This is a genomic window from Sphingobium sp. FW305-3-2-15-F-TSA7 (assembly GCF_058787155.1).
Genome location: NZ_JBYSZM010000011.1, coordinates 99610 through 119440, shown reverse-complemented (window position 1 = coordinate 119440; position 19831 = coordinate 99610). Strand labels below are relative to the sequence as shown.

The 19831-nt window shown below is 66.1% G+C and carries 24 protein-coding genes; 6 read left to right on the top strand and 18 right to left on the bottom strand.

Translation table 11 applies throughout. The features are described 5' to 3' along the window. Positions 1-3: 3 nt before the first annotated feature. From fliG to AC3WN8_RS11030, 4 genes are read right to left on the bottom strand one after another with little or no spacing between them, the layout of a single operon-like run. Positions 4-1011: a flagellar motor switch protein FliG gene (gene fliG / locus AC3WN8_RS11045; protein ID WP_492669462.1), complete on the bottom strand. Its 1008-nt coding sequence runs from the start codon at positions 1009-1011 to the stop codon at positions 4-6. Continuing rightward, positions 1008-2750, bottom strand: coding sequence for a flagellar basal-body MS-ring/collar protein FliF (gene fliF, locus AC3WN8_RS11040; RefSeq protein WP_492669461.1), 1743 nt, complete (start codon positions 2748-2750; stop codon positions 1008-1010). The genes fliG and fliF overlap by 4 nt, the downstream gene beginning before the upstream one ends. Positions 2751-2753: 3 nt before the next feature. Continuing rightward, entirely contained in the window at positions 2754-3128 is a 375-nt protein-coding gene (gene fliE / locus AC3WN8_RS11035) for a flagellar hook-basal body complex protein FliE (protein WP_492669460.1), read from the bottom strand. Continuing rightward, complete coding sequence (locus AC3WN8_RS11030) at positions 3125-4417, bottom strand: sigma-54 interaction domain-containing protein (protein ID WP_492669459.1); 1293 nt, start codon at positions 4415-4417, stop codon at positions 3125-3127. The genes fliE and AC3WN8_RS11030 overlap by 4 nt, the downstream gene beginning before the upstream one ends. 260 nt (positions 4418-4677) lie before the next feature. Here AC3WN8_RS11030 and AC3WN8_RS11025 point away from each other — a divergent pair, with 260 nt between their 5' ends. Continuing rightward, the gene (locus AC3WN8_RS11025; protein ID WP_492669458.1) at positions 4678-5487 is read left to right on the top strand and encodes a flagellin N-terminal helical domain-containing protein; all 810 of its coding nucleotides are present in this window, start codon (positions 4678-4680) and stop codon (positions 5485-5487) included. Between the two features lie 1000 nt (positions 5488-6487). Here the strand turns inward: AC3WN8_RS11025 and AC3WN8_RS11020 are convergent. The 14 genes from AC3WN8_RS11020 to flgB all read right to left on the bottom strand — a co-directional run bounded on the left by AC3WN8_RS11020 (position 6488) and on the right by flgB (position 16976). Then, positions 6488-7168, bottom strand: a complete 681-nt coding sequence (locus AC3WN8_RS11020; protein ID WP_492669457.1) for a response regulator transcription factor — start codon at positions 7166-7168, stop codon at positions 6488-6490. A 215-nt stretch (positions 7169-7383) separates the two neighbouring features. After that, positions 7384-8265: a flagellar motor protein MotB gene (locus AC3WN8_RS11015; RefSeq protein ID WP_492669456.1), complete on the bottom strand. Its 882-nt coding sequence runs from the start codon at positions 8263-8265 to the stop codon at positions 7384-7386. A gap of 1 nt (position 8266) precedes the next feature. Continuing rightward, positions 8267-9130 (bottom strand): flagellar motor stator protein MotA, encoded by an 864-nt coding sequence (motA, locus tag AC3WN8_RS11010; protein WP_492669455.1) that lies wholly within the window; start codon positions 9128-9130, stop codon positions 8267-8269. 119 nt (positions 9131-9249) lie between these two features. After that, positions 9250-10164, bottom strand: a complete 915-nt coding sequence (locus AC3WN8_RS11005) for a flagellin N-terminal helical domain-containing protein (RefSeq protein WP_492669454.1) — start codon at positions 10162-10164, stop codon at positions 9250-9252. A gap of 9 nt (positions 10165-10173) precedes the next feature. Continuing rightward, positions 10174-11502 carry a flagellar hook-associated protein FlgK gene (gene flgK / locus AC3WN8_RS11000; protein WP_492669453.1) on the bottom strand — a complete coding sequence of 443 codons (1329 nt, stop codon included), beginning with the start codon at positions 11500-11502 and terminating at the stop codon, positions 10174-10176. Next, the gene (locus AC3WN8_RS10995; protein WP_492669452.1) at positions 11499-11783 is read right to left on the bottom strand and encodes a rod-binding protein; all 285 of its coding nucleotides are present in this window, start codon (positions 11781-11783) and stop codon (positions 11499-11501) included. Before AC3WN8_RS10995 ends, flgK begins: the two co-directional genes overlap by 4 nt. Beyond that, entirely contained in the window at positions 11780-12883 is a 1104-nt protein-coding gene (locus AC3WN8_RS10990) for a flagellar basal body P-ring protein FlgI (RefSeq protein ID WP_492669451.1), read from the bottom strand. The genes AC3WN8_RS10995 and AC3WN8_RS10990 overlap by 4 nt, the downstream gene beginning before the upstream one ends. Positions 12884-12902: 19 nt before the next feature. Beyond that, positions 12903-13589, bottom strand: coding sequence for a flagellar basal body L-ring protein FlgH (locus AC3WN8_RS10985; protein WP_492669450.1), 687 nt, complete (start codon positions 13587-13589; stop codon positions 12903-12905). Next, the gene (gene flgG / locus AC3WN8_RS10980; RefSeq protein ID WP_492669449.1) at positions 13570-14358 is read right to left on the bottom strand and encodes a flagellar basal-body rod protein FlgG; all 789 of its coding nucleotides are present in this window, start codon (positions 14356-14358) and stop codon (positions 13570-13572) included. Before flgG ends, AC3WN8_RS10985 begins: the two co-directional genes overlap by 20 nt. A gap of 19 nt (positions 14359-14377) precedes the next feature. Beyond that, on the bottom strand, positions 14378-15118 hold the full coding sequence (locus tag AC3WN8_RS10975) for a flagellar basal body rod protein FlgF (protein ID WP_492669448.1): 741 nt from the start codon (positions 15116-15118) through the stop codon (positions 14378-14380). A 5-nt stretch (positions 15119-15123) separates the two neighbouring features. Next, on the bottom strand, positions 15124-15936 hold the full coding sequence (locus AC3WN8_RS10970; RefSeq protein WP_492669447.1) for a flagellar hook-basal body complex protein: 813 nt from the start codon (positions 15934-15936) through the stop codon (positions 15124-15126). Between the two features lie 25 nt (positions 15937-15961). Beyond that, positions 15962-16222, bottom strand: coding sequence for a flagellar hook assembly protein FlgD (locus AC3WN8_RS10965; protein ID WP_492669446.1), 261 nt, complete (start codon positions 16220-16222; stop codon positions 15962-15964). Continuing rightward, entirely contained in the window at positions 16219-16614 is a 396-nt protein-coding gene (gene flgC / locus AC3WN8_RS10960) for a flagellar basal body rod protein FlgC (protein ID WP_492669445.1), read from the bottom strand. Before flgC ends, AC3WN8_RS10965 begins: the two co-directional genes overlap by 4 nt. A gap of 14 nt (positions 16615-16628) precedes the next feature. Further along, positions 16629-16976, bottom strand: a complete 348-nt coding sequence (gene flgB / locus AC3WN8_RS10955; protein ID WP_492669444.1) for a flagellar basal body rod protein FlgB — start codon at positions 16974-16976, stop codon at positions 16629-16631. Positions 16977-17268: 292 nt separating this feature from the next. On the opposite strand from flgB, the gene AC3WN8_RS10950 reads away from it, so the two are divergent. The 5 genes from AC3WN8_RS10950 (at position 17269) to AC3WN8_RS10930 (ending at position 19754) form a co-directional block, all read left to right on the top strand. Further along, positions 17269-17946 (top strand): MotA/TolQ/ExbB proton channel family protein, encoded by a 678-nt coding sequence (locus tag AC3WN8_RS10950; protein WP_492669443.1) that lies wholly within the window; start codon positions 17269-17271, stop codon positions 17944-17946. Further along, a complete protein-coding gene (locus AC3WN8_RS10945) occupies positions 17943-18368 on the top strand; it encodes a hypothetical protein (RefSeq protein ID WP_492669442.1) in 426 nt (141 codons plus the stop codon). Before AC3WN8_RS10950 ends, AC3WN8_RS10945 begins: the two co-directional genes overlap by 4 nt. A 57-nt stretch (positions 18369-18425) precedes the next feature. Beyond that, positions 18426-18941: a flagella basal body P-ring formation protein FlgA gene (locus AC3WN8_RS10940; protein ID WP_492669441.1), complete on the top strand. Its 516-nt coding sequence runs from the start codon at positions 18426-18428 to the stop codon at positions 18939-18941. A 205-nt stretch (positions 18942-19146) separates the two neighbouring features. Beyond that, a complete protein-coding gene (gene flgM, locus AC3WN8_RS10935) occupies positions 19147-19428 on the top strand; it encodes a flagellar biosynthesis anti-sigma factor FlgM (protein WP_492669440.1) in 282 nt (93 codons plus the stop codon). Further along, complete coding sequence (locus tag AC3WN8_RS10930; protein WP_492669439.1) at positions 19425-19754, top strand: flagellar protein FlgN; 330 nt, start codon at positions 19425-19427, stop codon at positions 19752-19754. Before flgM ends, AC3WN8_RS10930 begins: the two co-directional genes overlap by 4 nt. The last annotated feature ends 77 nt before the right edge of the window (positions 19755-19831 follow it).

The window sequence follows — 19831 nt, the reverse complement described above, 5'->3', positions numbered from 1 at the left end:
GGCTCAGACATAATCGTCATCGCCGGCGCCGAACGAGATCGTGCCTTCGGCCGCGAGCCGCCGCGCGATCTGGACGATCGCCTTTTGCGCGTCGACCACTTCGCTGAGCTTGATCCGGCCGCGCGCTTCGATCTCGTCGCGCACGCCATCGGCGGCGCGGCTCGACATGCAGCGGAAGAACGCTTCGCGGTCCTCGTCCTCGAGCCCCTTGAGCGCGACGATGAGCTGTTCGGAATCGATCTCGCGCAGCAGCGCCCCCATCGACTTGTCGTCGATCGACAGCAGATGGTCGAACTTGAACATCTCGCCTTCGATCTGCTTGGCGACCAGCCGGTCGATCTTGGCCAGTTCGGGCATGATCCGCTTTTCGGTGGCGCGCGACGCGCTGTTGATGATCTCCGCCGCTTCGCGCGGACCGCCGAGATTGAGCGCGGCGGGGCCATGATTGTCGGTGATCCGCTGCGACAACACGGTTTCGAGCATGGTGAGCGCACCCGCGGTGACCGGCCCCAATGTCGCGATGCGATGCACCACCTGGGGCTGGAGCGCCCTGGGCAGGGCATGCAGCACCTGCGCGGCGGTCTCGGGCTCCAGATTGGTGAGCAGGACCGCGATCAGCTGAGGATGCTCGTTCTTGACCAAAGGCGTGATCACCGAGGCGTCGAGCCATTTGGTGAGCTCGATCGAGCTGGTCTTCGCGGCGGGCGCGATGCGCGACATCAGGCTGTCGGCCTTGCGCTCGCCCAGCGCCATGTTCATCAGGTTGCGGACCCGGCCGGTATTGTCGTGGCTGACCAGCCCCTGGCGCCGGGTGCGATCGAGGAAACCGCCGATGGTCGCGGCGACCTGCGACGGCGCCACGTCCTTGAGGTCGCACATCGCCTGACCGAGCAGGCGCAGTTCCTGCGGCTCGAGATGGCGCAGCACTTCGGCGGCCTGCTCATCGTCCATGATCATGATCATGATCGCAGCGCGTTCGGCCTTGGTGAAATCGGATTTATGCTCGGTCATGCCGCCTCGGCCTTGGTGGAATCGGCTTCGGCAAGCATCTGGCGGATCGCCGCCATCGCGCTGTCGGGCTGTTCGCTGATGAAGCGCTGGGCGAACCCGACCTGATCGGCGAGCTTCATCTGGTCGAGACGGCCGGTCAGCAGCGCTTCGGTCGACATCGGCGCTCCGTCCGCGCCGGCGTCATTCGCGACTTGCGCGCGCGGTCCGTCCCCGTCGCTCTCAGCCTTCTCCTCGCGATTGCGGCGCATCGCCGCGATGGCGGGGCGCAGACCGAAGAAGATCAGCAGCAGGACGCAGATCAGCGCGACGGCATTGCGCAGCACGGTCGCGAACCAGGCCTCCTGGTAGAAGGGCACGACGACGGCCGCTTCGCTCTGGAACTTGCGGGCGATGACTTCGACCTGGTCGCCGCGCTGCGGATTTGCGCCGACGGCGGCGCCGACCAGTGCCTTGATCTGCGCGATATCGGCGGGCTTGCGCGATGCCATCGCGCTGCTGCTGAGCACGACCGCGACCGACAATCGCTTGATGTCGCCGGGCGCGCCGTTCGACACCGCGACCTCACGGCCGAGTTCATAAGTGCGCGTGGCGCTCTGCGCCACATCGGGCGCGGGCGCGGCGGGCGCCTGGCCCGCGGCGGCTGCGCCGGGCGTACCGGGCGCCGGGGTCGCGGCGGCGGACGCCGCCGGCGCCGGCGCGGGCGGCTTGGCCGGCGTGCCCTGCGGCGCACCGGGCACGAGCTGGGTCGGCGGCGGCGGCGTGTTGGACAGCGCGCCGGGCACGCCATAACCGATGGTGTTTTCAACCATGGGCGAGGATTGCGTGGTTTCGGAGCGGACGGCGCCTTCCTTGTTCCAGCTCTCGCGCGCCGAGGTGACCGCATTCATGTCGAGATCGACCTGGATCTCGGTGGAGAAATTGCCGTCGCCGAACATCGGCGCCAGCAGCTGCGAGACTTGGCTGCGCAGCTTCTCTTCCATCCGCGCCTGCATGTTCAGCCGGTCGATATTGGCGCTGCCGGCATTCCGGTCCGACACCAGCCGGCCATGCTGGTCGATGACCTTGACCTCGTCGTTCGACAGGCCCGGCACCGATCCGGTGACCAGATTGACGATCGCGCTGACCTGACCGTCGGACAGCTGGCGCCCGCGCGCGAGCTTGAGCATCACCGAGGCGCGCGGCGGCGAATTGTCGCGCACGAATACCGATTTCTCGGCCTGCGCCAGATGGACGCGGACCGATTCCACGCCGTCGATCTCCATGATCGTCAATTGCAGCTCACGCTCGCGCGCGGCGCGGAGACGCTCGGCCTCGACGCTGCGGCTGGCGCCGATCGGCATGGAGTCGATAAGATCGGTGCCGCTGCTCGGCGCCGCGACCGCGCCGTCGGACGCGACCATCATGCGTGCGCGATAGATATCGCCCTCCCCCACGGTCACTGCGCCCGAATTAGGATCGAGCTTGTAGGGGATCGAGGCCTTGTCGAGCGCCTGCGTCACCGAGGCTTTCTCGGAATCGCCGAGTTCGGAATAAAGCACGCGCTGCGGCGCGGGGCTCAGGATCATCCAGGCAAGCGCCGCCGAGCCCAGCACACCGACGGCAGCGGCGTAGGGCAAAGTGCGTTTGACCGCAGGCTGGGCGGCAAAACCGCTGACCTGCTGGAGAAACGGCAGGCGCTGTCCCCCGCCGGGGCGGGGATTGCCGAGCGGCACGGGCGCCGTGGGAACGAGATCGCTCATCTATCAGACTCCCATGCGCAGGATATCGAGATAGGCAGACAGCAATTTGTTGCGGACCTGCAGCGTCGCTTCGAAGGCGATGCCCGCTTCCTGACGGGCCAGCATGACCTTCGACACGTCGGTGACTTCGCCGCGCTCATAGGCGGCGGAGATATCGGAGGCGCGCTGCTGCGAGGCGTTGACGCCGTCGAGCGCGGTCTTGAGCGCGTCGGTGAAGCCGCCGGCCGGGCCATTGCCCTGTGCGGGGGCAACGCCCTGCGGTTCGGACTGGGCACCGCCGACGCGCAGATTCTGGAGCAGCTGGCTCTTGTCGATCATCTCCTGCCGCATCGACAGGATCTGCTGAAGGCCGGCAGTGCCGCCGATCGGGGATGTCATGCCGTGCCTCCCGCAATCATCTGGCCGGCGTCACGGAAGCGCGCCAGGCGGTAGCGCAAGGTGCGCTCCGAGATGCCGAGGCGCTTCGCGGCGCGAACGCGGCTGCCGTCACAGGCCTCCAGCGTCGCCATGATGGCGCGCGCTTCGGACAGCTGGACGACCTTGCTCAGTGCCTCGCCGTCCGTCGCGACCGCATGGACCGCATTGGGCAGCTGCATCGGGGGGATGGCCGGGTTCGCGGCCACCAGCCGCGCCGGACGATCGAAATGGATGTGGCGCAACCCGATCTCGCCATCGCCGTTCGACAGCAGCAGCGCCCGGCGCATGACGTTTTCGAGCTCGCGGATATTGCCCGGCCAGCTATGCGCCTTGAGCACATTGAGCGCGTCAGCAGCGAGCCAGGGCAGCGGCGCGCCGACCGGCGCGTGGCGCAGCGCCAGAGCGAAGGCGAGCGGCGCGATATCCTCGGGACGCTCGCACAGCGGGCGCAGCGAAAGCGGGAAGACGTTGAGCCGGTAGAAAAGGTCAGCGCGGAACCGGCCTTCCTCGACTTCGAGCGGCAGGTCGCGGTTGGCGCATGCGATGATGCGGACGTCGATCTTGATCGGCCTGGTCGCGCCCAGGGGAACGACTTCGCCTTCCTGCAGCGTGCGGAGCAGCTTCGCCTGAAGCGCAAGCGGCATCTCGGCGATCTCGTCGAGCAGCAATGTGCCGCCATCGGCCGCGCGGAAAAAGCCCTCGCCGGCAGCGTGGGCGCCGGTGAAGGCACCCTTTTGATGGCCGAACAGCAATGCCTCGAGCATCGCTTCGGGAACCGCAGCGCAATTGACCGCGATAAAGGGCTTGTCGGCCCGCGCACTGCGCGAATGGATGAAGCGCGCCAGCACTTCCTTGCCGGTGCCGGTCGGGCCGTTGACGAGAACGGGGATGTCGCTGGCGGCAAGACGCTCGGCAAGCGAGAGCACCGCAAGGCTTTCGGGATCGGCGGCGATCGGGTCGCCCGCCTTGGTGACGCAGGCGATGAGTGCCGCGAGCGAGGCTTCGGATCCGCCATCGTCATAAGCGAGCTTCAGCCGGTTGGCGGTCAGGCGCTCGATCGACGGCATGTTGCTGCGTTCGAGAGCGACGATGCGGCCGCGATGGCCCGCGGGCTGCTCGGCGTCCGATGCGATCACCGTGCAGCCGGCGTCGCCACGGTCGCCCGCCGATGCCGCGAAGATGGCCGATGCGCGATGGACGAGCTGCCCATGGGCGCGCAACACGATATCGTCATGATCTAGTCTGGTCATCGTTCGATGCCCCCCAACCCCGGCAACTTCAATACGATGGTTATGGGTCCGTTAAGGTTAACGATGACGCAAATGGGGGTACCGCAAAATCCCTGTAGCGATTAATTATTCTCGTTATTTTTCAAAGAAATAGCTGGTTAATTTCGGGTCATCCCCTTAACTCCCGGATGCATTCGCCGCTCTTGCTGACGGCACGTGTTGCCTGAAGCGACATCAGGCCCACCGATGGGGCGTGGGTCGGCAAGAATTGGAGACCAGACATGACAGTTATCAATACGAACATGGCGTCGCTGCGGGCAGCGAACGCTTCGAACTCCGCCAACAAGGCGCTGGGCTCGGCCATGGAGCGCCTGTCGACCGGCAAACGCATCAACAGCGCGAAGGACGACGCCGCCGGCCTCGCCATCTCGACCTCGATGACCTCGCAGGTCCGCGGCATGAACCAGGCGATCCGCAACGCCAATGACGGCATCGCGCTGGCGCAGACCGCCGAAGGCGCGCTCAACGAAGTCACCAACATGCTGCAGCGCGTCCGCGAACTGGCCGTCCAGTCCAAGTCGGGCACCTATAGCGGTACCGACCGGACCAACATGCAGACCGAAGTGACCGAGTTGACCAACCAGATCAGCAGCATCGTCAGCAACACCAAGTTCAACGACGTCACGCTGTTCAGCACCTCGGCCGCGACCACCGTCACGATCCAGACCGGTGCGGAAAGCAGCGATACCGTCGGCCTGTCGATCTCGGCGCTGACCGGCGTCACGACGGCGTTCAGCGTCACCAGCGACACCAATGCCGGCACCGCCATCGGCAATGTCGACACCGCGCTCGACTCGGTCAACGCGGCGCGCGCCTCGCTCGGCGCCGGCCAGAGCCGCCTTGAATCGGTGGTCAACAACCTGACGACCAACTCGACCAACCTGTCCGACGCGAAGTCGCGCATCGAGGACGCCGATTATTCGGCCGAGACCGCTGCGCTCGCCAAGGCGCAGATCCTGAGCCAGGCGTCGACCGCGATGCTGTCCCAGGCGAACCAGAGCCAGCAGAGCGTTCTCTCGCTCCTGCGTTAAACCGGGCACCGCTGGATCCGGCGCCGATAAAGCGCCGGATCCGGTTTGCGGATCGGGCCGCGCTTCAGTGTCGCGGTTTCCAGTCCGCATTCCCAGCCATTCGAGACCGGCCCTCCTCGCGCCGGGTTTCGCTGGCTTCGGGGGGACGGTCGTTCCCGGTCATGCGGCGTCGTGGGGGTGCTGCTTTCGTCATTGCCCATCCAGCCAGCGGCAATGGCACATCGTCCGAAGGACGGCCGAAAAGACGCCCGGTGACCGACAGGTCGCCGGGCGTTTCCTTTTGGGGAATCGAAGCGGACACAAGAACCGCGATTCCTCCTGGCATTCGTCTGCGGCGACCGGCTTCATATCCCAACCGTCGTGCCGGCGGAAACGAGGCCTTTGCAGAAGTCTGATTGCGATGCTTCCAACCTGTCATCCCCGCGAAAGCGGGGATCCAGCTTTTCCGTGAAGCATCAGAAAGAACAGGAAGAAGCGAGATCCCCGCTTTCGCGCACTGGTGTCCGGGATTTGCTGCGGGCTGCTCGGCGCGAACCCAGTAATTCGGAGGAATGCACTGACGATCCTGCTGTAGAGACATGGTTTACAGTCGCAGCCCAACCTCTCCTCCCTATCGAAGATGGGGAGGGGGAGTGTCGGGTTGGATTGCCCCCGGCAATCCAAGATCGTGCCGGGGGCACGATTGACCCGTCACTCCACGGCGTGAGCCGTGGTGGTGGAGGGGAAATGCGATGGCTTATCCAGCGCCGTAGCTGCCAGAAATCACAAGAGAATCCGGCTCGAAGGCAGCGCGAAGCGGAGACATCCCATTTCCCCTCCACCACCAGCCTTTGGCTGGCAGTCCCCCTCCCCACGCTGCGCGTAGGGAGGAGAATTCTCGCCGTCGCGCGCCTCCAATGAAATTCCGGACAGCAGTGGGCTTTCGCGGGGATGACACGGTGAGGGCACCGTAAAGCGCCCTATGCGAAGATGCCGTCTCCGCGTCTGAGCCGATGACGCGTCAGGCGACGGCGCGCAGATGCGGCTGGTCGCGGTGGCCCATCCAGATGCTCACCGCTTCGGCGATCGAATTGGCTTCCAGCCGTTGCCGGATGCGGCGGCGGAACATCTCGACGGTGCGCGGGCTGAGCTCCATGCGATGCGCGATCTGCTTGGTCGCGAGGCCGGCCGCGAGCAGGCGCAGCACTTCGCGCTCACGTGCGCTGAGCGCATCGATCCGCTCACGATGGGCATTGCCCTCGACCTGAGCGGTTTCGCGCTGACGTGCCTGTGCCGCGGCCTGGAAGATCTGTTCGCGCGCCTCGCGCATCGGCTGGCGCTTGTTGACGAAATCGATCGCGCCGGCGCGCATCGCATTCACCACGACCTTGATCGACGGCGACGACGCCGCCGCCACCACCATCGTATGTTCGGACTGGGTCTTGATCTGGGCGATCGCGTCGAACGCGCCTTCGCTGCCGTGATCGAGATCGAAGATCACGCAATTGGCGCGGCCCGTGTCGAAATGCTCACGCCAGCGCGCCGGGCTGGCCGGGGTCAGGGTCGGCAGATGGTGGTCGCGCAATTCCTGCGCCAGCGATGTCGCCCATTCGCGATCGAGCGTCACGATCGTGGTCTGCACGCCGCTGCCCAGCCCAAGCGACTGGACCATGGCGGCACCGATCAATCCCGCTGCGCCCATCAGGCGGGCGTCACGCGACGGTCGATCAGACCGGATATCAGGAAGGAAACGCCATCACGGCGCCGCGAAACATCCAGCAAGTAGCCCCCCACAGGCCAAAGCAACCCACAAGCCCCCCACAGGCTATTCCGGTTGCATATCCCCTTTTCCCATATTGGGACATACAGGGATTCTACGCATGTAGAGTCATTGGCAGTGGAAAGGCAAGCCGGAATTCAGTCGGCCAAGGTGATGGAAATCCTACGATTTCTGGGGTCGGTCGGCGCCTTCACGATCAGCGGCTCGCGATCGGCGACACCCTCGATCCGCCGGAAGCGCGGTTCGGCCACGCCGAAGCCCATCAGCGCCTGGCGCGTCGCCTCGGCACGCCCCGACGACAGCGACCAGTTGCTCGCCACCTGCCCCCGCCGCCAGGGCAAGGCATCGGTATGGCCGCGGATGGTCAGCGCGCCGGCCTCCCCCTTCACCGCGTCACCGATAATGCGCAGCAGCTCGACCGCCTCGGGCACCAATACGGTGGTCCCCAGCCGGAACATCGAGAAGTCGGCATCGTCGACCAGGTCGATGCGGATGCCCTCCGCCGTCTGGACGAAGCGGATCTGGCTCGCCAGCCGCTTGAGTTCGCCGGTGGTCTCGACGCGCTTGGTGACACGCTGGCGCAATGCGTTCAGGCGCAGTGCCTTCTGCTCCGGGGTCGGCCCCTGTGCGATCTTGCGATCCTCGGTCGCGCCTTCGCGCGGCCCGCCGGTGGTATCGCGCGGAATGGTGAGCGAGCGCGTGCCGGTCTGCGATGCGCGGTGCGGATAATTGTCCGCCGAGGTGATCGAATCGCCGCCGAACATGCCGTTGCTGCCCGCGCTCTGCTCGCGCATCTTGACGAGCGTCGGCGAGAAATAGTCGGCAATGCCCTTGCGCTGATTCTCGTTGGTGGCACCGAGCAGCCACAGCAGCAGGAAGAACGCCATCATCGCGGTGACGAAGTCCGCATAGGCGACTTTCCAGGCGCCGCCATGATGACCGCCGCCACCCGCCACGATGATCTTCTTGACGATGATCGGCGGTGGCAGGTTCGAACCCTTCTTGGCCTTGGTCGTCACCTCAGCGGCTCCTCAGTCCGTCGAGCATCTCGGCCAGGCCGGGACGGAAGGCATGGCTGAGGCCCGAGCGTGCGGCCTCGACGACCAGCGGCTGCGGATAATTGTGGAGCGATGCGATGATGATCTGCTTGACCGCATGGAAGATCTGCTCGTCGGCGTCCGCCACCTGCTTGAGCCGGGTCGCGAGCGGGCCGACGATGCCATAAGCGAGCAGAACGCCGAGAAAGGTACCGACCAGCGCCGAGCCGATCATGCCGCCCAGGATCGCCGGCGGCTTGTCGATCGACCCCATGGTCTTCACGACGCCGAGCACGGCCGCGACGATGCCGAGCGCGGGCAAGGCATCGGACAGCGACTGGAGCGTGTGGACCGGTTCCTGCATCTCGTGGAAATGCGTCTTCATCGCATTGTCCATGACATCCTCGACGGCATGGACCTCGAGCGTGCCCGACGACACGACGATCAAGGTCAGCGTGTCGCAGATCAGCGAGACCAGGGCGTCATTGCCAAGGATGCGTGGATATTCGGCGAAGATCGCGGAGGATTTGGGATCCTGGACATGCGCTTCCATCGCCACCGGGCCGTCGGTGCGCAGCATGCGCATCAGTTTCGACGTGAGCAGCATCGCGTCGATATGATCCTGCTTGTTGTGCTTCGGCCCCTTAAACACCTTGCCGAGTCCGCTGCCGAGCGCCTTGAGCTCATGCATCGAGTTGCCGGTGATCAGCGCGCCGGCCGCGGCGCCGCCGATGATCAGCATCTCGTGCGGGATCGCCTCCATGACCGGGCCGAGCGCGCCACCGGTGATGGTGAAGCCTCCGAAGACCATGACGATCAGAACGACAATGCCGATGGCTACGAACATGCTTCCCCCAGGGGTGGCCGGTGCGCGGCCAAGACTTTGAAACGGTTCGCCCCAATGGGAGCGACATTTGTTAGAACGGCATGGTCAGCGCCACGTTAACCGCGATGTGCTGCGAAATTTCACCGCAGATAGTCGAACAGCGACATGCTCGAGAGCTTGGTGAAGCTCGCCTGGCTCGCATCGAGCACCGTCATCATTTCCTGAAGCTCGGCGATGGCCGTCGGCAGATCGGTCGTGCCCAGCCGGGCCTGATCGGCGGCGCGGACTTCGCCGCGCTCGGTCGCCAGCGAAGTGGCGAGTTCGACGCGCGACTGGCGCGCGCCGATGATCGCATGCCCAGTGCCGATCGCACCGAGCCCGGCCGTCAGACTCTTGAGCGCGGCACCGGCATCGCTTGCGGCGGTCGCGGAGCCGGACTGGAGCGACGTGGCGAGATTGCCGACCACGGTGAGCAGGTCGGTATCGACGCCGTCGACCGAGAAATTCATGAATTCAGGACCGGTCAGGCTGCGCGCGACGGTGATGCCCTCACCCACGTCGAGCTCGCCCGGCGTGGCATTGCCCGCATAGCTGGCGCTGCCGCCGGCCGCGACGACATAAGCGGGGCCGTTGGCGGTTCCGGCGAAGAGCGGATGGCCCGTCGAATCCTTGCCGTTCAGGATCGCGACCATGCTCTTGTGGATCTGGGCGATTTCTTCGCCGTTGATCTTGCGCTGTGCGGGATTGAGCGTCCCGTTCGCCGATTGGGTGGCGAGTTCCTGGACGCGGATCGTCAGATTGCCGAGTTCGGTCAGCGCCTGATCGGCCAGCGACATGTCCGAATCGGCGATCGCGGCATTGGTCTTGTGCACCGCCGCCAGCGTGTCGTCATGGCTGAGCGCGCGCAGCTGCCGCGACGCGACCGCATCGTCCGATCCGCGCTGAAGCCTCTGCTTGCTCGCGATCTGGGTCTGGAGCGTCTCCGCGCGCGCGCGCAGCGATGCCAGGCTTCCGATCGAGCGATTGTAGTATGCGTCGGTGCCGATGCCAGTCATGGGTCAGCCTCAATTGATCGAGAGGATGGAATCGAAGAGATCCTTCGACACCTGCATGATCCGGCCCGAGGCCTGGAACGCCTGCTGGTAGCGAAGCAGATTGGCGGCCTCGTCATCGAGGCTGACGCCCGCCTGGGTGGCGAGCGCCCCTTGTGCGCCATTGGCGATGACGCCGAGCGCATCGCGCGTCACGGTGCGCCCCGCCACGGCGGCGCTGACGTCATTGAGCAGCGCATCGAACTTGCGGAGCGCGTTGCTGCTGCCGAGCGCCGCGATCATGGTATCGAGATTGCCGGTGTTGCGGCTGTCGGCGCCCGCACCCGAAGGCGCTGTGGCGATCGCGTCGCCACCGGTCGCGACCAGCGCGATATCGCCCGCACCGGTGCCGCCGAACAGCGGCTGTCCGGCACTGCCGTCGAGCGCGACGCCCGATGCCTGTGCGCCGTTGACCGCGCCGATGATCGTGGCGGCGACGTCGTCGAGCCGCGCGCGCGCGTCGTTGACCTGGACGAGGCCCGACGCGGTCCCCGCAAGCGATCCCGAGGCGATCGAGACGCCGGTGGCGCCGACATCGAAGGCAAGCGATCCGTCGGCCGCAACGCCGACGCCGACGGTCGAAACGCCGGCGGGCGAGACGAGCGAAACGCCACCCAGGCTGACCTCGGCAGTGCGGTGCGCGCCGATCGTCACCGAGACGCCGGCAACCTCGCTCATCGATTTCAGAATGGAATCGCGCTTGTCGAGCAGGGCGGCCTGATCGCTGCTGCCCTCGGTCGAGCGGACGAGGCGCGTGTTGATCTTGGCAAGATCCGCCGAAAGCTGGTTGAGCTTGCCGACGCCGTCCACCGCATCGGCCTGCAGCGCCGTCTTCGCCGAATCGAGTCCGCCTGCCGCCGCCTTCAACGCGTCGGCGACCGAGTGGGCATTTTCCATCACCACCGCGCGCAACGCGGGATTGGTCGGGTCGGCCTTCAGCCCCTGCAGGCTCGCCGAGAATTTCGAGATCGCCGAGGAAATGCCGGGCTGCTCGATCGCGGTCTCGATGTTGGACAGCGCGCCCACTTCGGCATTGGCTCGGGCGAGATCGCTGCCGGTGCGACGCACTTCGGCCAGGCGGAATTCGTCGGCATTGCGCACGATCCCCGACACGCGCACGCCGTGGAGCGATACGTCGTTCTGGGTGTAGAGCATGCCGCTGCCCGACACTTCGGCCATGGAAGCGGTGCGGCGGACATAGCCCTCGGTGCCGGCATTGGCGATGTTCTGCGCAGTGACCTCGAGCGCGACGCGAGCGGCATTGGCGCTGCTGCGCGCGATCGACATGAGATCGGAGCTCATGGCACCTTACCGCCGATCTGGCGCGAGAGCTGCTGCTCGATCGTCCTGGCAAGGCCGAGGCCGCCATTTTCGGAGACGATGTCCGCGAACCGCGAATCCTGCATCGACTGGAACTGTTCGACCGCGCTGTTGTCGAACAGCCCGTCGGCCAGTTTCGCCTTGTGCGCGGCCGCCAGCATCTGCCGGACGAAGATCGCCTCGAACTGCTGCGCCGCCTTGCCGAGCTCGGCCTTCTGGTCGGCCGGCTTCGGCGCCACCGACATGGAATTGGTGATCATCATATCACGATCAACTCCGCCTTGAGCGAACCCGCCTGCTTCAGCGCCTCGAGGATCGCGACGAGATCGGGCGGGCTGACGCCCAGCTTGTTGAGCGAATCGACGATCGAGGACAGCGACGGGCCGGGATTGAGCAGCGCCATGTGATTGCTGCTCTGCTCGATCGAGATCGTGCTGTTTTCCTGGACCGCGGTTTCGCCGCGCGAAAAAGGTGCGGGCTGCGAGATCTGCGGCGCTTCGTCGATATGGATGACGAGCTTGCCATGGCTGACGGCGGCGGGCGCAAGCCGCACCGCGCTGCTGATCACCACCGTGCCGCTACGGCTGTTGACGATGACGCGGGCGGGCGCTTCGGCGGGCGTGATGTCGAGCATCTCGATCGCCGCCATCATCGCGCCGCGCGTGTTCGCGCCGGTCGGCAAGGCAAGCGAAACGGTCACCGCATCCTCGAGCGTGGCGACGGGTCCGAATTTCTGGTTGATCGCGTCGCGCACGCGCTGGGCGGTCAGGAAATCGGCTTCGTTCAGATTGAAGCGCAGCACGTCGCGGGTATCGAAACCCGTCGCGACGGCGCGTTCGACCGTGGCGCCCAGGGGAATGCGCCCGACCGTCGGCACATTGACCGACAATTTCGATCCGTCGCGCGCCGAGACGCCGAGACCGCCGACGACGAGATTGCCCTGCGCCATCGCATAGGTCTGTCCGTCGGCGCCGGTGAGCGGCGACAGGATCAGCGAACCGCCACGCAGCGACTTCGCCTTGCCCAGCGCCGAGATCGTGATGTCGATGCGCTGGCCGGGCTTGGCGAAGGCGGGAAGATCGGCAGTGATCATCACCGCCGCCGCATTCTTCAGGCCGGGCTGGACGCCCGGCGGCAGTTGCAGGCCGAGACGGCTGGTCATGCCCTTCACCGCTTGCGCGGCATATTCGAGATTGTCGTCACCCGTGCCTTCGAGGCCGACGACGATGCCATAGCCGACAAGCTGGTTGTTCCGGACGCCCTGAAAGGTGCCGAGATCGCGCACGCGCTCGGCATGCGCCGGCACGACGGGCAGCGCCGCGGCGGCGAAAAGAGCGAGGAAAAGCTTCGGCAAACGGGTCATGGCGTGGGGTCCTTGAACCTTAGAAGGGACTGATCATGTTGAAGAAGCGCTGCAGCCAGCCTTCGCGGCTGGCGCGCGCGACCTGGCCGTTGCCCGAATATTCGATGCGGGCATCGGCGACGCGGGTCGACGCGATGCGATTCATCTGGTCGATGTCGGCAAGCCGGACGATTCCCGAAAACTGCACCCATTCCTCGCCCTGGCTCAAGGTGAGCCGCTTCTGGCCCTTGACGATAGCGCTGCCGTTTCCGAGCAACTGAGCGATGGTCACGCTGACCTCGCCGCCCAGCGCGCTTTGTTGCGCGGCAGTGCCATTGCCATTGAACGACGAACCGCCCGAAGCCTTAAGGGCATTGGGGTTCAGAAAATCGAGCGGGCCGGCGGTCGGCGGTGTGATCGAGAAGCCGCCGTCGCGCGCCGTCTTCGACGTCGCGGACTTGGTCGAGGTGATCCGTTCGACCAGGACGACGGTCAGCAGATCCCCGATCGCGCGGGCGCGATTGCCCTCGTGAAGCGCGGCATAGCCGCTGCTGGCCTGGAAGATCGCGCCATCGGCGATGGCCGGCGCCTGTGCGACGGGCAGCGGCAATGTCGCCTCGAAGCCCGGCTTGGGCTTGGCCTTTTTCGCGTCGGCGGGCGACAGGAAAAAGGCCAGGCCGCCCGCGAGCAGCAGCGCGACCGTGCGGTTAAAGCGTCTGGTTTGCATTGCGCAGCATTTCGTCGACGGCGGAGATCATCTTGGAGTTCACCTCATAGGCGCGCTGGCATTCGATCATGTCGACCAGCTCCTCCACGACATTGACGTTCGATCCCTCGAGCATGCCCTGACGGATCGAACCGCGGCCGTCCTGGCCGGCGATGCCGACCTGAGCAGCACCGCTCGCCGCGGTCTCGAGCAGGAAATTGTCGCCCGTCGCCTGCAGCCCGGCCGGATTGGCGAAGCTGGCAAGGGTGAGCTGGCCGAGCTGGCTCGGCTCGCTCTCGCCCGCGACGGTGGCGGAAACCGTGCCGTCGAGACCGACGGTAATCTCGGTCGCATTCTCGGGAATGGTGATGCCGGGCTGGACCGGATAGCCCTGCGAGGTGATCAGCTGCCCTTCGGGCGAGCGCGCGAAATTGCCGGCGCGGGTATAGGCGGTCTGGCCGCCGGGCATCTGCACCTGGAAATAGCCATTGCCGTCGAGCGCCAGGTCGAGCGCGTTGCTCGTCGTGTTGAGCGAGCCCTGGGTCTCGATCCGCGCGGTGCCCTGCACCTTCACGCCGGTGCCGAGATTGAGCCCGATCGCATATTTGGTCTCGCTGCTCGACTGGGTGCCGGCGACGCGCACGTCCTGATAGGCGAGCGTCTCGAACGAGGCGCGATCGCGCTTGAAGCCGGTGGTGCCGACGTTCGCCAGATTGTTGGCGATGACGCGCATGCGCGCATCCTGCGCCTCCAGGCCGGTGCGGGCGATGTGCATTGCGGAAGTGGGCATGGATAGCTCCTTGGCTGAATCAGTTGATGCGCATGAGCGCCGCGCCGCCCTCGTCGAGGTCCTTCGCGGTGGTCAGCATCTTGGTGCGCATGTCGAACGAGCGCTGGTTCTCGATCATCTCGACGAGCATCTGCGCGCTGTTGACGTTGGACTGCTCGAGCGCGCCGGTGGTGACGCGGGCATCGAGATCGGAAGGCAGCACGCCGTCGCCGACCACGCGGAACAATCCGTCGACGGCCTTTGCGATCTGGGTGCCTTCGGGCGACACCAATTTGATGCGATCGACGGTTTCGGGGTTCTTCGGATCGCCGCCGGGCGCCAGGACCTGGACCGAGCCGTCGGGCGTGATCGAGATCGAAGCGGCGGCGGGGATCGAGATCGGGCCGCCATTGCCGAGGACGAGATGGCCGTCGCCGGTCTGGAGCAGGCCCGAGGGCGAGACCATCAGGTCACCGCGCCGCGTATAGCCTTCCGAGCCGTCATCGGCCTGGACCGCCATCATCGCCTTGCCGTCGATCGCGACGTCGAGCGACCGCCCCGTCTGCACCACCGCGCCCGCCGTCATGTCGACGTCCTTGACCTCCATGGCGCTCGGCGCGCGGGCTTCGATGGTCGGGCCCTTGAGCGTCTGCGCCTCGAACGCGGTGCGTTCGGCGCGAAAGCCGATCGTGTTCGCGTTGGCCAGGTTGTTGGCGATCGCGCTCTGCGCGGACAGCGATCCGCGCATGCCCGAATAGGCGGTGTAGATGAGGCGGTCCATGTCGCTTAGGTCCGGATGCCGATGATCGTCTGGGTGATCTGCGACGCGGTGTCGATCGCCTTGGCGTTCGCCTGGAAATAGCGCTGCGCGGTGATCAGGCCGACGAGTTCCTCGGTGAGATCGACATTGGAACGTTCGACCGCGCCCGACATCAGATCGTTGAAGCGGCCGTCGCCGGGCTCGCCCCAGCTCGGCTCACCCGACAGGCCGGTCGGCGACCAGTTGGACGAGCCCATCTGGCGCAGGCCGGTGGGCGCGGTGAAGCTCGCCATCGCGACGCGGCCGAGCGTCTGGTTGGTGCCGTCGGCGAAGGTCACGATCATGTCGCCATTGCCGCTGACGGTGATGCCGGCGAATTTGGATCCGTCGGCGCTCTCGGCCGGGATCTGGGCGTCGATCGTCGCGCCGGTGTCGGCGGTGCCGTCGGCGGCGACCGCGAACAGCTGGAGCCGGTCGTTGGTGCCGCGCTTGATATAGCCGTCCTCGTCGACCGAGAAGGAGCCGTTGCGGGTGAACATCACCTCGTCCGACGCGGCCGACTTGGTGGCGAAGAATCCTTCGCCGGTGATGGCGAGATCGAGCGCGTTGCCGGTCTGCTCGATCGGGCCGCTGGAAAAGATCTGGGTGATCGAATCGACGCGCGTGCCGACACCCATTGCGAGCTGCGGGTTCGTCGTCGACGAGGTCGCGAAGACGTCGGCGAAATTGGCGCGGCTCCGCTTGTAGCCGGCGGTCTCCGAGTTTGCGAGATTGTGCGAGACGACTTCGAGCTGGGTCTGGGCGCTCTTGACGCCGCTCAGCGAGGTATAAAAGGACATGGTGTTTCTCCTGTGAAGAATGGGTTCACGCGGCGGGTGCGTCGCCGCCGAGCTTGGTGTTGATCAGCTTCAGCGTGTCGTTGATCTCGGACAGGCCGGCGAGGCTGGAGAATTGCGCCATCTGCGCGATCATCTCCTTATTATCGACCGGGTCGAACGGATCCTGGGTCTGCATCTGCGCGGTCAGCAGGCGCAGAAAATCCTTCTGGCCGAGCTGGTTGGATGTCTTGGCGTCAGCCGGGACCTTGGTCGAGCTGTTCGCCGCTATGATGGAATTGAAGTTCATTTGCCTAGCCTCATCGTATCGAGCATCAGGGTCTTGGTGGTCTGGAGCACCTCGATCACATTCTGGTACTGGCGGGCGCTCTCCATCATCTCGACCATTTCCTGGGTCTCATCGACGGGGGCCGCCCACACGTCGCCATTCTCGTCGGCGAGCGGGTGATCGGGATCGTGCCGGCGGATCGCCTCCGCATCGCTGCGGATCACGCGGTCGACGCTGACGCTCATCAGGCCGGTCGAACGGTCGAGCTCGGTGCGGAACACGGGCTTGATCGGTTTGTAGACCGCATCGGCACTGCTCGCGACGCTGCCGGCATTGGCGAGGTTCGACGCCGAGCTGTTCATGCGCACGAGCTGTGCCGACATGGCGCGTCCGGCGACGTCGAAGATGGTCATCGGGTTCGCCATCGTCATTCGCCCTTGAGCGCGCGGGTCAGCGTTTCGACCCGCGACTGGATGAAGGACAGGGTCGTCGCATAGCCGACCGCATTTTCGGAAAAGGCGACCTGTTCGCTGGCGAGTTCGACGGTGTTGCCGTCGAGCGAGGGCATCAACGGCACGCGATAGCGTTCGGCCTTGGCCATGGCGGCGTCGGCGCCGTCACCGTTGAGGCGCGCCTGCAGTGCGGTCTCGAAATCGATGTCGCGTGCCTTGTAGCCGGGCGTCGCCGCATTGGCGATGTTCGACGACAACAGGCCGAGGCGGTGCGAACGCACCTCGAGCGCAGCGCCATGGATACCAAAGAGACTCTCGGCCATCGGCCTTGCTCCCAAATTGATCCGACATGGGCCGGACCTTCGCCGGCACATATGCAACAGGCGTGCCAAATCGCGAAAGGGTGCGATTTTCCGCCGATCCCGGCCGAAAGCGGCAAAGGCCCGGCAAGATCTTGCCGCATCGAGGCAAGATTTTTCCGCCCGGCTGCCGCCGCCGGGCCGGATCGGCGGCGCAATCGGCCCATCCCGGCGATTGGCACGCCCCTTGCTCAATCCCGTCTTCGCGAAGTGCGGGCGGCTGCGGCCGCTCCGGATCGCGAAGGGAGATTGAGGCATGTCGTTCGACAGGATGTTCGACCTGAATGCGCTGTTGCTGGTGCTTTGCGGCACGCTGGCGGCCACATTGCTGCGCTCCGGTTTGTCCGAGATCGCCAATACCGGCCGCGCGCTCGCATCGCTGTTCCGGCCGCGCTTCTCGGAAGCCCGCGCCCGCGCGGCGCTTGCCGCCCAGGTGCGCCATATCGATCGCGAAGGGCTGCTGCGCGCGCCGCTGGCGACGATCCCCGACCATGACCTGTCCGAAGCGGTCGAGACGATGCTGCAGCGCCGCTCGATCGACGCGCTGTTCGATCATCACGAAGCCCGCCGCGCCGTGCGCGAGCGCGTCGCCGCCGACGGCGCCCGGCTGCTCAATCTCGCCGCCGATCTCGCGCCCGTCTTCGGCCTGGCCGGCACGCTGGTGGCGCTGACCCAGCTGCCCGCCGGCGGCCTGGCGCCCGAGGCGATCTCGGCGGCGGTCTCGTCCGCGGTGCTGACCACGCTTTACGGCGTGCTCAGCGCCAATCTGCTTTATGCACCGCTCGCTCGCCAGATCACGCGGATCGCCGAGCGCGAGGAATCGGGACGCCAGGCGATGATCGACTGGCTCAGGATCCAGATGGCCCCCGCCCCGGCAGCGGCATCCGTGCGCCCGGTCACGCCATCACGCGCACCCAGGACGCTGGCGGCATGATCGCGCAGCCCGGAACGAGCTGGCAGATCATGCTGGCGGATCTCTCGATCATCCTGTTCCTGACCACATTCTCGGCATTGGCACGCGTCGAATCGGCGCCGGCGAAACCGGTCCGGCCGGCCCCTGCCGCCGTGGCGGCGCCCGCGCCGGAGCCTGCCCCGATCTTTGCCGAACCCGTCGCGATGTGGCGTGCCGGCGAGGGTGCCCCGCCGCTTGATCAATGGCTGAAGGGCCAGGCGATCGACGCGCATATGCGCATCAACGTCCATGGCGGCTACCGCCCGGGACGCCGCGACGCGGTGCTGGCCGATGCGGCCGCGATCAGCGCCGATCCCGCGCTGACCGGCCGTTCGGTGCGGCTGATCCTCGAACCCGCGACCGCGGATGCGGTCACCGTGACACTCAGTTTCGACCAAGGCTGATGGCAACATTGGCACATTCCTTGCTTCAACCAACCGTGAAATATTGAAAGGCTCGACATGATCCGTTTGATTCCAGCTCTCGCTCTCGTGACGGCCGCCGTCCCGGCCAGTGCCGTCACGCCGACCATCGACCACATCGCGCTCGATCAGGCGATCCAGCGCTTCACCGGCAATGCGCTCGGCGCACCCGGCGGCGCCGCGGCGCCCGTCGATCGCAGGCTTCGGCTCGCATCGTGCGGCGGCGACGTCCGGCTGTCGTGGCGCTCGATGCGCCGCGATACCGTGATTCTCGAATGCCCCGTCGGCGCGGGATGGAAATTGTTCGTGCCGGTCGTGCCGACCAATGCGGTGATGGGCGCCGAAACCGTCGTCCAGACTGGCGGCCTGGCCATCGCCAAGGGCGATGTCGTGACCATCGAGGTCAAGGGCACCGGCTTCACGATCAGCCAGGGCGGCCAGGCGATGGAAGCCGGGCCCGTCGGCAGCTGGATCAAGATCAAGGCGGGCGGCAAGGGCGAAGTCCTGACCTGCCAGGTACTGCGCCGCGGCCTGGTCAGCATGCCGTCGTCCTGATCGGACGCACGCCCCTGCTCTCTCCGTAAAAGGCGAGAGAAACCAACCGGAACATGGTCTCCGGGGCGCGGATCCGCGCCCCGGATCGACCGGTTTTGGGCGCAGGCGGATCGATCGCGCCGGCACACCATCATTTATCCCCTTAAGTCACGCCCATCACTGCCGTTCTGGTGTCCTGAAAGGCTTGGATCAGGACTTGAGCAGCATGGACACGTCACCCATCAGCCCGGCACGGCGGATCGCCAATGCCAGGGAGCAGGCTGCGGCCGGCGCGTCGCAACAGACCGGTCAGGCCGGCCGGCCGACGGCCACCGCACAGCCGGTCGTCGCCGCCGAAACGCTCGGATCGGCCGCAACGCCACCCGTCGACCAGGATCGCGTCGCGCTGATCCGCAAGGCCATTGCCGACGGCAGCTATCCTGTCGTTCCGGCCAAGATCGCCGATGCGATCATCGCAGCCGGCATATTGCTTCGGACCGCCAAATGACCGCCATCAAGGACAGCCTGCGGCAAATGCTTGCCGCCCTGCAGGACGAACGGCAAGCGCTTGCCGCCATCGACCTCGACACCATCATGGTCTGCGCCAATCAGAAATCGGCGCTGGTCGGGCGGATCGCCGCCGCGGACATGAACGAACTCGACGACGAATGCCGCGGCATGGTCGAGGCGGCACATCGCCTGAACGAGGTAAACCGCCAGACACGCAATCTTCTGGCCGCCAATGTGAGTGCGCGGCTGAACATGTTGACGGGTCGCAACGACGTCTATCGCACCGGCGCGGCCAGCCCGCATATCGGCCGCCGCCCCGCCTGATCGAAAGAACTGGCACGGCTATTGCTTAATTCCCTCCCGTCCGGACGCGCCGTTGCGCCGGGCCAGGAGGATGTCGA